Raw genomic sequence first — 12,314 nt, forward strand, 5'->3', positions numbered from 1 at the left:
GCCTGTATGAAGATTAAAATTTCCATAATATTGGTTTTATTGGCTTTTGTATCTTGTTCAAAACAAAGTGATTTTCAGTTGTTATCTCCAAATGGGGCGCTGCAGGTCAATGTTTCAAATATTAATAATTCGAGTGCTTTTACTATAATTGATGGTTCGGATACCATTCTGGAATCCTCCATAATAGGACTAAAAGTAAACGGTATTAGTTTTGTTGAAAATGTATCTTTTAGCGATTTAAAAAAGACAGAGATTAATGAAACCTGGGAAACCATAAATGGTAAACAAGAGATTGTCAACAACCATTACAATGGATTTAATTTCAAAGTTGCAAAAAACCAGTCCTCATCTTATGGGTATGAAATTGAGTGCAGGGTTTATGATGATGGTTTTGCCTATCGGTATATTTTCCCCTCTGAAGCCATTCAAGACAGTGTAAAAATTGATCAGGAATTAACCAGCTTAAATTTCAGAGGTGACTATTCCTATTGGGCATACAATGGTGAAAAACACAATGTAGGACCTGTTCTCAGGACTGAAAAAACTATTAAAGAAGTTAGAACCCCTATTGTTATGCAATTTCATGACGATAGTTTTATGGCCATCCATGAAGCAGAAATAATGGAATTTGCTCCTTTTACCATTGCTGCTTTGTCCAATGACAAATCACTTGGTTTCCATATAGCCTATTCAAAACGCAACCAACCTTTTAAGACCTCGTGGAGGGCTTTTATGTTGGGAGAAAAGGTGGGTGATTTGGTTGAATCTGACTTGCTGGTGAATTTAAATGAACCCAGCAAAAATCAAGACTTTTCATGGGTAAAGCCGGGTAAATCTCTGTGGGATTGGCGTGTTTTGGGTTATAAAGCTGCCGATGGTTTTGAATATGAACTTAATACAGCATCCCATAAAAGAATGATTGATTTCGCTGCTGAAAATAATATTCAGTACTTATTAATTGATGCTGATTGGTATGGGGATGAGTTCAATGAAAATTCTGATCCTACCACTACAAGAGAAGGAATTGACATTGTAGCATGTATGCAATATGCAGCCGATAAAAATATTGGGATCATCCTTTATTTAAATGATGTGGGGGCTAAAAAATTTGGACTGGAAAGGGTTTTGAAGCAGTTTTCAGAATGGGGTGCCGTTGGGGTGAAATATGGCTTTATGAAAGGCGGGCCAGAAGAAAAGGTGAAGAATACCAGGGCCATTGTAGCCCTGTGTGCCAAGTATAAATTAATGGTAGAATTTCATGACAATCCAATTCCCCCAAGTGGAGATAGAAGAACATGGCCCAACCTTATTACCAAAGAATTTGGTCATGCTCAGGGAGATGCCAAATATTCTCATTTCCCCGAAACAGCTGTCAATCAAGTTTTAATTAATCAGATAGCAGGACCATTGGATATGACCAATGGATGGTTTGATTTAAATAGTGCACATGTGGGTAGGCCTAAAGTTTTCGAGGAGCTACCAGGAACTGTAGTTGCAGAAGTAGCTAAACTTATTACCATCTATTCTGGATGGATGGTATTGCCAGATAGCCCTGAAGCTTATTTGAAAAAAGAAGATTTGTTTGACTGTATTCGGAAAATGCCAGCACAATTTGATAGTTATAAAGTGCTGGATGCAGCATTGGATAATTATGTCAGTATTGCCAGAAAAGCAGGAGATGATTGGTTTGTAGGCTCCCTTTCCAATAGAGAAGCACGCTCGATTACATTGGATTTAAGTTTTTTGTCGAAGGATGAAAAATACGAGGCAATACTTTATGAGGATGCCGAAAATTCTAATTTCCTTACCAACAAAGAATCCTATATAATTCGAAGACAAGCAGTTGATGCTAATACCAAACTTGTTGTCCGAATGGCTGAAGGAGGGGGGCATGTGGTGTATATTAAAAGGATTTCGAACGAGTGAGAAAAGAGAAATGTCCACTAATGTTACAGGGTAGTGGGAGAGCAGCTTTCGAACCATTAGCCTTATTTACTTTCAGCCTGAGCTTTGAAATAGCTCGCTTAACCCTACTACTTTAATTGCTACATTCTCCAAGTAGCTTAAAACCTTATTCTTCACGAAAAAGACTTTCAAAGAAGCCATGAATTACCAAACATTTCAACCTCATCCAGATTTACAAGCACTTGTAAATTGCTATTGGACCCTAGAAGTCCCAGCTGAAAAAGACGCTCAAAAACAAAGGATTATACCTGATGGCTGTATTGAAATGGCATTTATCCTGGGAGATGACGTAAAACGCTATACTTCCGAAGGAGAATTCATTATACAACCGCGTGCAATGGTGCTTGGGCAAACAATAGAACCTTTTTATATTGAGCCAACAGGTTATGTCAATACTTTTGCGATTCGATTTTACCCTTATGGTTTTGCGAACTTCGTAACCATTCCGATTAAAAACCTGGTGAATAAGGAAACGCCAATTGAATTGTTGTTTGGTGAAAAAGACGGAAATGCCTTAGAAAAAAAGATAATTGAGGCAAGCGATAGTAGGGAACGAATAGGGATAATTGAAAGGTTTCTTTTAGATAAGATGAACGAAAAATCAACTATTGATTCTATCGTAAAATCGACCATTGATGCCCTGTTATTAACAAATGGAAGTGCTTCAATAGGTGCAATTCTTAAAGGGGATCTATCCAAAAGGAGACAACTTGAAAGAAATTTTTTGAAACAAATAGGTGTTAGCCCAAAGCAGTTAGGTAAAGTAATCCGATTACAAACTGCGCTAAAAATGATGCTCAACAAAGAGACTGAAAACCTCACCAATATCGCTTATGAAAGTGAGTATTTTGACCAAGCCCATTTTATAAAAGATTTTAAAGAGTTTACCGGCATCAACCCGAAAAAGTTTTTAGGCAATGAAAGTATGGCACTTTCTACCCTTTTCTACAAATAGTTTGCCTGACGCATTTTTACAATTTTGCACCCTACAAGTGTTCTAAATTTGTATTGTCGATTTAAAGATGACAATATGAACAAAGCCATACTTTATACAGCCACATTACTAAGCTTTAGTATGATGGCTTGCAACAGCCAAAACGAATCCAAAACCGAAGCAATAGCGGTTGACACTCAGGTAAATAAAAAGAAAAACGATATGAAAAGCCATGTTTCAATTTTTGAAATTCCAGCCACGGATCTTTCAAGAGCAGTAGATTTTTATCAAGCAATTTTAGGCATTCCCATTGAGAAAATGGAGATGCCAGGTATGGAAATGGGAATATTTCCATACGAAGAACAAATGGTTACAGGCGTTTTAATGAAAGGGGAAGGGTACAATCCTTCAGCTGACGGCGTTACCCTTTACCTTAATGGTGGAGATGACCTGCAAAACATACTTGGTAAGGTCGAACCCAATGGAGGGGAAATTATTGTCCCGAAAACAGCCCATGCGGATGACAGTGGGTTTTTCGCCTTGTTTTTAGATACGGAAGGAAATAAACTTGGTCTACATTCGCCTAATTAGTTAGGATAGGTTGAAAAGTTATGCACTCAAGCAAAAACGGTTCGGGTTTTAATCAGAACCGTTTTCGCTTTAAATAGGTATATTTCTATCAGAAAATAAAGTAGAATACCAATTTAAATGAACAATGAGGGCAAAAGAATTTGTTGACACATTAAAAATTATTGGTCAGGAATAACCTGGAAATATCCCTAAAAAGGAACTGTTTTCTTTAGCGAAAAAATTTCAATTCATGCCAGTTGAGGAGGTGGTAAAATTACTTAGAGATGAAAATTTTGACCATCGACTAGGAGCTGTTTCAATTTTAGATTGGAAAGCACGGAATAAAAAAACATCTCTAGAAGAGAGGCATGCTATTTACACAGCATATATTGATAATCACCAATGGATTAACGATTGGGGAATGGTAGATAGAGCAGCCCCTTATGTTATTGGGGGTTACTTGTTTGGTAAGGACAAAAAGCCCCTGTATGATTTGGCCAGATCCACAAACCCTATGGAACGGCGTACGGCAATTGTTAGCACTTATTATTTTATTCGAAAGGGTGAAATAGAGGACACATTCAAGATTGCTGAAATACTTGTTAACGATTCAGAACACTTTGTTCAAACGGCTGTGGGGAGTTGGGTTAGAGAAGCGGGTAAAAGAGATGAAGAAAGATTAAAAGCCTTTTTGAATGCCTATGCGGCAACTATGCCGAGAGTTACTTTGAGGGTTGCCATTGAGAGGTTTGACCCTAAGCTGCGGAAATACTATCTGGATTTAGTCAAACAGAATTAATAAAGAAGATTAACGCTGAAAATATTTTGCAGTAAACTATAACCACCTAAGATTGATAGAATCATACGAGTCTATTAATTTCAGTATGTGGTTACATTACGGGTTAGCCACTTATTTATTGAAACTTATTTTGTTCCTAAGCGCTTAAAAAACTGGATCATTTTATTGGCTTAAAAGAGTCACTTAGGGATTAAAAATCTAAGGTTTCACTGTCCACCATATCGATATAACGCTTCATTTTCTTCAGAATTACTTTGAAGTGGTGGGTTTCATCTCTTGTTACAAAAGTGATGGCCAAGCCCTCAGTTTTGGCTCTCCCAGTACGGCCTACTCGGTGTACAAAGTCCTTAGGAGATCTAGGCAATTCATAATTTATAACATAAGGAAGCTCAAGGAAATCAATCCCTCTAGAGATCAAATCTGTAGCCACCAATACTTGTATTTTTCCGGATTTGAAATCCTCTAATGCCTTTAATCTTGCAAACTGACTCTTCTTCCCATGGATTGAATCTGCTTCAAACCCATTATTGTATAGCTTTCTAGCTACCGCATCTGCTTTAACCCCAGAAGAGGTAAATACCAATACTTGGCTCATTTCATTTTCTCTGAGTAAGTGTCTTAGCAAAGGGCCTTTGCGCTCATCACTCACGAAGTAGCCAGATAAGTTTATCAATTCCACATCTTCAGCATTGTCTTTAACTTCCACAACTTCTGGATTTGAAAGCAATACCCGGTTGATTCCTGCCAACTGATCACTTAATGTTGCCGAAAACAACATGTTTTGCCTTTTGCTAGGCAAAAGCGCAAAGATCTCTTGCATTTCTTTTTCGAAACCAAGATTTAACATCTTATCAGCTTCATCTAACACTAATGTTTCCACCTTTGATAGATCTATAGCACTGGACCTTTGTAAGTCTAGCAATCGTCCTGGGGTGGCAACTAATATGTCCACTCCGAAAATAGCTTTCATTTGAGGATTGATGGATACACCACCATAGATGGCCATAGATTTGATCGGATGGGGTAACTTATGAGACAATTCTTTAAATACTTCGACAACCTGAATAGCCAATTCTCGAGACGGGACTAGAACCAGAACTTTTGGCTGCCTACTTTTTTTAGGCGCAGGTCCATAGGCCATTTTATTCAATATTGGCACCACATAACTAACTGTCTTGCCTGAGCCTGTTTTAGCGATTCCTAGTAGATCCCTTCCTTTGATTAACACAGGGATGGCTTGAGTTTGAATAGGCGTAGGGCTCTCATATCCCAGAGAAGTAATATTGGATAGTATCGAAGGATGGAGCTTGAGTTTTACAAAAGACATGTTTCAAATTTATATTTATAGACTTGTGGCCTAAACCATATTATAATAGTACGAAAAATAAAGAAAATCCTTCAAGAAGTAACCTTTTACTATCTGCCAAGTTAAATAAGTAATTAAGAAGCTGGGCTTAATGCAATGCTTTATAATTACTTAATAGCTAAAGGGACTGATAAATTATATTTTAAGAACTTTTGGAAGAAGTAATAAACGCCTCAATTAATCGCCTCAGTTTTCCAAAGTGAGGCTGGCTTGGTATGCGAATCAAATGCTGTAATTATAATAGCTGAAAGCAATGTTTAATTATTGGCAATAGTGGCTGAAGTATTTGGTGTCCCGGAAATGCTTTCTAATAGGACGATTAAAATAGATTTTAGGTGCATTGCACTTTAATCAGGCATTTTGGAACAAGCAGCGATGAAATTTACTTCCATGTAGTCAACAATACTTATTAATCCATTAAATTAGTAATGCATATAAGGATAAACACCACTTAGGGATAGGTATCTTCCTGCATTGTTCATTACCCTCAGAAACCAAAAATAGATATAGTGAAAATTGATAAGCTACACCACATCGCAATAATTTGTTCGGACTACAATAGATCTAAAAAGTTTTACACCGATATTTTGGGATTTACGATTGACAAAGAAATCTACAGAGAAGAAAGGCAATCCTATAAACTTGACCTTTCCTTAAACGGGGAATATTTAATCGAACTTTTCTCTTTTCCAGACCCACCATCAAGACCCTCAAGGCCCGAAGCGAATGGTTTGAGGCATATTGCTTTTGGAGTAAAGGATATAAAGGAGGCGATTGAATATTTGAAATTAAAGGAGGTAGTAGCAGAAGAAGTTCGAATAGATGAATTCACCAATAAGAAGTTTACCTTTATCGCTGACCCAGACAATTTGCCAATCGAATTTTACGAAGTATGATAAATATTGGGCAATATATTGACGGGTTTAATTTACTTTTCCCTCAAAGCATCAATAAAGCGCCTTGGGAGTTTATCAACGACTTGGAAAACACCATTAATGAACGAATATCCAAACTGTCATCTGAATATAGGATTGAAGACAATATAGCAATACATAAAACGGCAACGGTAGAACAAGGCGCAATTTTGAAGGGGAGCCTAATTATTTCTGAAAATTGCTTTATAGGAGCACACGCTTACTTTAGAGGGCCTATTTATTTAGGTAAATCTGTTAAAATCGGTCCGGGTTCAGAAGTCAAACAATCGATAATTTTAGACAACTCTGCAATAGCCCACTTCAACTATATTGGGAACAGTGTAATAGGCAAAAACATTAATTTTGAAGCAGGTTCAATTTGTGCCAACCACTTTAATGAAAGACAGATTAAAACGATTTTCATTAAGCATAATGGACAGCTAATTGATACAAAAACAGAAAAATTCGGGTCATTGGTAGGCGATAATTCTAAAATTGGTGCCAATGCAGTATTGTCTCCAGGTTCAATTTTAGAAGTAAACAGTATCGTCAAAAGACTCGAATTAATTGAACAAGTAAAGTAATGAATAGGGAAGGGTCAAAGCATTGTTATCCTTCTTCGTATATAGGGAATTCTTGAAAATAACAGCCTATGAAAATAATCTCAACGAATATTGGAACACCAACTACCTTTCTTTGGAAAGGCAAGGAAGAAACAACTGGCATCTATAAAAAGCCTACAAATGAACGGCTCTATTTAACGAAAAACGATGTTTTAGGTGATGAGATTTCCAATCGCTTGAATCATGGAGGCTATTATAAAGCCTGTTATTTGTTTTCTGCTGAACAATACCCCTACTGGAAGGATTTGTATCCTGATCTTGATTGGTCTTGGGGCATGTTTGGAGAAAACCTTACAGTTAGTGGATTTGATGAAAGAGAGGTGCTGTTGGGGGCGATTTATAAGGTAGGGGATGCCATGGTTCAGATTTCCCAATACAGAGAACCCTGTTATAAGTTTGGACATAAATTTGGAACCCAAAAAGTACTTAAGCAATTTATTGAACATGGTTTTGGTGGTACTTATGTAAGCATTCTAGAAGAAGGACATGTTGGTATTGGTGACGAATTTATCCTGGTAGAACGGCCTGAAAACAGTTTAACCGTGGCATCCTTATTTCAACTGGTATTCGCAAAAGAAAAGAACCAGGAATTGCTGAAAATTGCAGCTAAAAGCAAAGCAATTCCTCCCAAAAAGAGGATTTTATTAAGCAATTGTATTGAATAGTAGGGTTAATAATGCCTCGATCATGAAAATATTCTTTATGCTGTGTATATTCTATTTTTAGTATAGGAATTTCAAGTACAATTAGCTTTTACTTAAATGGTCGATTTAAACAGATTAAAACAAATTTATAAGTTTGGCAAGGAGCTTAGTTTAAAGGATATCCAGGTTTTATTAAAGGCTGCAAAAAATGGTTCATTTAGGAAGAAAGAGCTTCTCATAAATGAAGGCTCCAAAAGGAATGATGTTTTCTATATTAAAAGTGGTTTGGTTCGTTGTTTTAACATCAATGACAAGGGAGAAGAAATTACCTTAAAATTAATCCCAGAACATCAGGTTGTTGCCAATGTTGATTTGATTTTGTTTAGCCAAGCCTCCAGATTTTTTTATGAAGCATTGGAAAATACTGAGGTATTTTTTATTGATTATGATGTATTGCAGGATTTGGTTTCAAGGAATCCGAAATTAGAGGCCAATAGAAAGTATGTGCTTCAACGTTTATTAAAAGAGTCCATGGAGAGGGTTGAGTCTTTCGTCTTGCTAACTCCAGAAGAAAGGTACCTAAGGTTTGTAAAAGACTACCCAGGGATTACCAATAGGGTTCAGGATAAATACATTGCAAATGTTCTTGGCATTACTCCCGTTTCACTTAGCAGGATTAGAAAAAGGATAGCCACCAAAAACTAATCCTCCGGTTTCATAAATTATCTTTTGTTAACGCCTTTAGCCTTAGGGCTGTTATAGATTTGTGTCATTGTTAAACTTAAAAACGAATATCATGACACTTTCAAAATCAATTGTTACAGCCATTGTAATTCAATCCTTGATTTCTTGCACAAACGAGGAAGATATGGAAGTTAAAAATGTAGTCTCTGAAGAGGAAGCTGTAGTGCTAATAGAAAGCTCCCTGCAAAAAAGTACAGGAGGTTTGAATGAAATGACGAACACCTTTTCTGAAGAATTGACTACAGATATCACCTTAAATGAGCTTTGCGGCACCTTGTATGAAGCCTCCTTAAATTATAATTATAACGAGGCTCCTATATTAGCAGATTATGAGATAGATTGGTCCTATATGATGGCTTGCAATGGTTTTAATGTACCACAAATGGTGGAATTTGAGGCCAGTTCAGTTGGTAGTTATTCAACATCAAGAATTAATTCAAATGATGTTACCAATACTGCCATAGACATTTCAGGATTACAGCCATCAGCTTCTTCGCTCTTGTTTAGTGGTTTTTTTAATAGAGAAGGAAACCAAAGCATCACCACAAACCTAAAAACAAGAAGTTTATCGAGTAAATTTAATGTTGATTTGGTTGATGTGCTTATCGATAAATCAAATTACAGCATATCCTCTGGTGGAGGAACATTTGTTCTATCAGGATTGAGTGAAAATATTCCCTTTTCTTTTAATGGTACAATTGTTTTCAATGGAAATGGCAGTGTTTCCTTAACAGTAAATGAGAATGATTATGAAATCAATATAAACGAATAAAACCATGGAGGGAATAAGCCTTCACTATTTTACTCCTATAGCGAGCAATATTATTCGCTACTTTATGGTTGCAGGTACGGCTTTTGTGATTTTCTATAAGTTTTATCCCAATAAATTTTTTAAGAACAAAATTCAGTTGGGTCTTGCTAAGAATAAAGATTTTATCCGTGAGATTTTGCATTCAGTGCAATCGAGTTTTGTGATTGGACTGGTGATAGCTTTGTTTTTATTTACCCCACTCCGTGATTATGTTGCTATTTACAATGATTTTCATGAATACCATTTTCTGTGGATACCATTAAGCATACTATTAGCCTTAATACTGCATGACAGCTATTTTTATTGGATGCACAGGGTTGTACATCACCCTAAATTGTTCAAGAGTATACATTTAACTCATCATAAGTCTACAAATCCCTCTCCATGGACTTCATTTTCTTTTCATTTTTATGAAGCAATTACTGAAGCCATGGCTGTTCCTTTAATTTTATGTTTGATTCCCATGCATCCTTTGTCATTGATACTTTTTGGGTTATTGTCTTTTTGTATTAACGTTTATGGGCATTTAGGCTATGAAATTGCACCAAAATGGTTCAGGAACTCTCTTTTGTTTGAAGTACTCATTAGCTCAACTTATCATAATCTTCATCATGCAAAACCTAAGGGGAATTATGGTTTGTATTTTAGGTTTTGGGACAGGTTATTAAAGACGGAAAACCCAAATTATAGGATGGATTATGATCGAATACAAAAAAGAAGGTTTGGCCAATAGTAGGCTGGTTTATTATACTTGGTTCAAAATAAAATTCTTTTAAATCATTATTGTAAAATATTTAATTGTTATATTAGGATAATATATAGAATTAAAACCTATTGGTAGTGGCTTCTCTACCTTTCCAGGAGTGGGTTATCCTTTGCAAATTTCAGCTTGATTAGCCTGCAATTATTATCAGAACCCTAAAATTTACATGATGGAAGAATTAAAAAAACGCAATGCTTTCTACATTGGAGGGCTTGTTGCCATACTTTTGGCCAGTTATTTTTCATGGACAATGTTTTTTCTATTCCTAAGCCTTATTTTATACCCATTAGGGGTCATTCTTGTTTTGCTTTCAAAAAAGAGATGGTGGATAAAAGTGATTACAATTCTTTTACCTTTGACCTTTACGCTTCCAACCTCAGTGATGTTAAAGGATTTTTTTGATTCTCTTGTCTCTTAAGTAAGCGAAAATATCTTCCTACATTTATACTTTGGGACGGCTTTACAAATTAAACCCGAAATATGCAATAGACATTCTATTACGTGCTGAAATCGCTTTAAAATCAGCCACTTCGTTGCTGTTTTCAATTTCACCATAGCGGTGCTATGCTAAAATCTCCAAACAGCCTGATTTTCTTGCGATTGCAACACTCATCACGAATTCTATTACATAATCCGGGTTAAAAGCCGTTTTAGATATTTTGAATTTATTGGGTCTGCGCTTTTTATTCAAAGCTATGGACTAAACAGAAAAGATGGGTAAACAAAAACTGATTAACCGACTAAAGAAATATTACCCAATGGAAAGGTTTCATGCTTTTGTTTCATTTCCATTGATTTTTATATACCTCATTTTTAAGAATTCCATTTCTGATATAGTATTTCTACTATATGGTCTCTTGATCTGCATAGTAATATTGATCCAAGGACAACACTATTGGAAATTGAAATACTACCGATTGATAGAAAAGCCGTTCAATCAAGAAAAAAACTTAAACCTTTTTAAAAACGCAAAGAAATTAAATTTACTGTTGATAGGGTTAATACCTGTAGTTTTTATCATCCAACTTTTTTTAAATAACTGGAAAATTATCCCAGAAAATTTAATGCTTTGGGCTGTTTTAGCCAATTTATTTGGCATTTTTGAACATATCAATTACTACAACCGGCAGTTGATGGTTGACAATTCATCAGACATGGCATACATAAAGCGGAACAGAAAATTGAAAGTTGCCAGTCTGGCTAAAGATTTAAAGGAAAACCAATTCTAAAAACAAGTTTTAACATTCCAGCAATAGGAGCAATTGATTTCTCAATCAATTACTCGCCAATTCAGGCTTTTCATTTTTCCCTGCAAATACGATTACCAATATGGAGGCAATAAACATGATCAAACTGTAAATGACCACAGGGATCACCATGGCGGAATTTTGCAATAAGGTGGCCGCGATCATGATGCCAAGTGTGCCATTTTGAATGCCTGATTCAATACTAATGGATATTTGTTGCTTGTAAGGCAATGCAAAAAGCTTGGCAAGCAAGAAGGCAAAACCGAAGGTAAGCACATTCAAGATCAAGGTAACAGGTCCTGCTTCGGCAAAGAAACCGATAATATTGTCTTTCTCCTTAAAGATGGCACCACCTACAATGATTACAAAAAACACAATAGAGGCGATTCTTACTGTTTTATCAGCTTTTTGGGAGAGGGCAGGAAAGAGATGTTTTAAGAACATACCAATGGCGACTGGAACTAGCGTCACACCGGTTATTTGGACAATGGTTTGTAAAACAGGTAGTGCAACTGTTCCTTCTTCACCAAAAAAGATAATCGAATAGTTGATGTACAGAGGAATGGTGACGATCGTTATGATAGAACTCATCGCGGTGAGGCTGATAGAAAGGGCCGTATCACCTTTGCAAAGGTGGGTGATCATATTGGAAGTAGGTCCTCCAGGGCAGCTTGCAATGATCATAACGCCTACAGCCATCGAACCTGAGAGACCAAAGGCAAGGATGAGGATAAATCCCAAGACCGGTAACATAATTAATTGACAAAAAAGACCAAGACTTAATGCCTTAGGGGAAACAAAGATGTTTTTAAAGTCCTTTAAACTTAGGGTTAGTCCCATGCCAAGCATAATAAAAGCCAGCGCTAAAGGGAGAAAAACAGCAGTTAACACATTACTTTCCATAGTTGTTATTTTGGGTGGTTTTATTTTATTA

General features: G+C 36.2%; 14 protein-coding genes. 12 read left to right on the top strand and 2 right to left on the bottom strand.

What is annotated here, in order from left to right; all coding sequences use genetic code 11:
* Positions 1 to 6 precede the first annotated feature (6 nt).
* The 4 genes from CA2015_RS18925 to CA2015_RS18940 all read left to right on the top strand — a co-directional run bounded on the left by CA2015_RS18925 (position 7) and on the right by CA2015_RS18940 (position 4,268).
* Positions 7 to 1,926, top strand: a complete 1,920-nt coding sequence (locus CA2015_RS18925) for a glycoside hydrolase family 97 protein (RefSeq protein WP_048643309.1) — start codon at positions 7 to 9, stop codon at positions 1,924 to 1,926.
* A gap of 178 nt (positions 1,927 to 2,104) precedes the next feature.
* Positions 2,105 to 2,920, top strand: a complete 816-nt coding sequence (locus CA2015_RS18930) for an AraC family transcriptional regulator (protein WP_048643310.1) — start codon at positions 2,105 to 2,107, stop codon at positions 2,918 to 2,920.
* A 75-nt stretch (positions 2,921 to 2,995) separates the two neighbouring features.
* Positions 2,996 to 3,490 carry a VOC family protein gene (locus tag CA2015_RS18935; protein ID WP_048643311.1) on the top strand — a complete coding sequence of 165 codons (495 nt, stop codon included), beginning with the start codon at positions 2,996 to 2,998 and terminating at the stop codon, positions 3,488 to 3,490.
* A gap of 199 nt (positions 3,491 to 3,689) precedes the next feature.
* Positions 3,690 to 4,268 (top strand): DNA alkylation repair protein, encoded by a 579-nt coding sequence (locus CA2015_RS18940; RefSeq protein WP_262485607.1) that lies wholly within the window; start codon positions 3,690 to 3,692, stop codon positions 4,266 to 4,268.
* A gap of 190 nt (positions 4,269 to 4,458) precedes the next feature.
* Here CA2015_RS18940 and CA2015_RS18945 read toward each other — a convergent pair whose 3' ends face one another.
* Complete coding sequence (locus CA2015_RS18945) at positions 4,459 to 5,595, bottom strand: DEAD/DEAH box helicase (protein ID WP_048643312.1); 1,137 nt, start codon at positions 5,593 to 5,595, stop codon at positions 4,459 to 4,461.
* A gap of 548 nt (positions 5,596 to 6,143) precedes the next feature.
* Here CA2015_RS18945 and gloA2 point away from each other — a divergent pair.
* The 8 genes from gloA2 (at position 6,144) to CA2015_RS18985 (ending at position 11,362) form a co-directional block, all read left to right on the top strand.
* Entirely contained in the window at positions 6,144 to 6,530 is a 387-nt protein-coding gene (gene gloA2 / locus CA2015_RS18950; RefSeq protein WP_394332052.1) for an SMU1112c/YaeR family gloxylase I-like metalloprotein, read from the top strand.
* On the top strand, positions 6,527 to 7,132 hold the full coding sequence (locus tag CA2015_RS18955; RefSeq protein ID WP_048643314.1) for a DapH/DapD/GlmU-related protein: 606 nt from the start codon (positions 6,527 to 6,529) through the stop codon (positions 7,130 to 7,132). The genes gloA2 and CA2015_RS18955 overlap by 4 nt, the downstream gene beginning before the upstream one ends.
* A 68-nt stretch (positions 7,133 to 7,200) precedes the next feature.
* On the top strand, positions 7,201 to 7,836 hold the full coding sequence (locus CA2015_RS18960) for an MOSC domain-containing protein (protein WP_048643315.1): 636 nt from the start codon (positions 7,201 to 7,203) through the stop codon (positions 7,834 to 7,836).
* 96 nt (positions 7,837 to 7,932) lie between these two features.
* The gene (locus CA2015_RS18965; RefSeq protein ID WP_048643316.1) at positions 7,933 to 8,520 is read left to right on the top strand and encodes a Crp/Fnr family transcriptional regulator; all 588 of its coding nucleotides are present in this window, start codon (positions 7,933 to 7,935) and stop codon (positions 8,518 to 8,520) included.
* 91 nt (positions 8,521 to 8,611) lie between these two features.
* Positions 8,612 to 9,331, top strand: a complete 720-nt coding sequence (locus CA2015_RS18970; RefSeq protein ID WP_048643317.1) for a hypothetical protein — start codon at positions 8,612 to 8,614, stop codon at positions 9,329 to 9,331.
* A gap of 4 nt (positions 9,332 to 9,335) precedes the next feature.
* The gene (locus tag CA2015_RS18975; protein ID WP_048643318.1) at positions 9,336 to 10,103 is read left to right on the top strand and encodes a sterol desaturase family protein; all 768 of its coding nucleotides are present in this window, start codon (positions 9,336 to 9,338) and stop codon (positions 10,101 to 10,103) included.
* 196 nt (positions 10,104 to 10,299) lie between these two features.
* Positions 10,300 to 10,551, top strand: a complete 252-nt coding sequence (locus CA2015_RS18980; RefSeq protein ID WP_157470548.1) for a hypothetical protein — start codon at positions 10,300 to 10,302, stop codon at positions 10,549 to 10,551.
* Between the two features lie 295 nt (positions 10,552 to 10,846).
* Positions 10,847 to 11,362: a hypothetical protein gene (locus CA2015_RS18985; RefSeq protein ID WP_048643320.1), complete on the top strand. Its 516-nt coding sequence runs from the start codon at positions 10,847 to 10,849 to the stop codon at positions 11,360 to 11,362.
* Positions 11,363 to 11,407: 45 nt separating this feature from the next.
* Here CA2015_RS18985 and CA2015_RS18990 read toward each other — a convergent pair whose 3' ends face one another.
* Positions 11,408 to 12,283, bottom strand: a complete 876-nt coding sequence (locus CA2015_RS18990; RefSeq protein ID WP_048643321.1) for a bile acid:sodium symporter family protein — start codon at positions 12,281 to 12,283, stop codon at positions 11,408 to 11,410.
* Between the last annotated feature and the right edge of the window lie 31 nt (positions 12,284 to 12,314).

The organism is Cyclobacterium amurskyense, assembly GCF_001050135.1.
GTDB classification, from domain to species: domain Bacteria; phylum Bacteroidota; class Bacteroidia; order Cytophagales; family Cyclobacteriaceae; genus Cyclobacterium; species Cyclobacterium amurskyense.

Bases quoted from the DNA above. Each gene is read 5' to 3' on its own strand.
- CA2015_RS18925 (WP_048643309.1), top strand. From the start codon at position 7: ATGAAGATTAAAATTTCCATAATATTGGTTTTATTGGCTTTTGTATCT.
- CA2015_RS18930 (WP_048643310.1), top strand. From the start codon at position 2,105: ATGAATTACCAAACATTTCAACCTCATCCAGATTTACAAGCACTTGTA.
- CA2015_RS18935 (WP_048643311.1), top strand. From the start codon at position 2,996: ATGAACAAAGCCATACTTTATACAGCCACATTACTAAGCTTTAGTATG.
- CA2015_RS18945 (WP_048643312.1), bottom strand. From the start codon at position 5,595: ATGTCTTTTGTAAAACTCAAGCTCCATCCTTCGATACTATCCAATATT.
- CA2015_RS18955 (WP_048643314.1), top strand. From the start codon at position 6,527: ATGATAAATATTGGGCAATATATTGACGGGTTTAATTTACTTTTCCCT.
- CA2015_RS18960 (WP_048643315.1), top strand. From the start codon at position 7,201: ATGAAAATAATCTCAACGAATATTGGAACACCAACTACCTTTCTTTGG.
- CA2015_RS18965 (WP_048643316.1), top strand. From the start codon at position 7,933: ATGGTCGATTTAAACAGATTAAAACAAATTTATAAGTTTGGCAAGGAG.
- CA2015_RS18970 (WP_048643317.1), top strand. From the start codon at position 8,612: ATGACACTTTCAAAATCAATTGTTACAGCCATTGTAATTCAATCCTTG.
- CA2015_RS18975 (WP_048643318.1), top strand. From the start codon at position 9,336: ATGGAGGGAATAAGCCTTCACTATTTTACTCCTATAGCGAGCAATATT.
- CA2015_RS18980 (WP_157470548.1), top strand. From the start codon at position 10,300: ATGATGGAAGAATTAAAAAAACGCAATGCTTTCTACATTGGAGGGCTT.
- CA2015_RS18985 (WP_048643320.1), top strand. From the start codon at position 10,847: ATGGGTAAACAAAAACTGATTAACCGACTAAAGAAATATTACCCAATG.
- CA2015_RS18990 (WP_048643321.1), bottom strand. From the start codon at position 12,283: ATGGAAAGTAATGTGTTAACTGCTGTTTTTCTCCCTTTAGCGCTGGCT.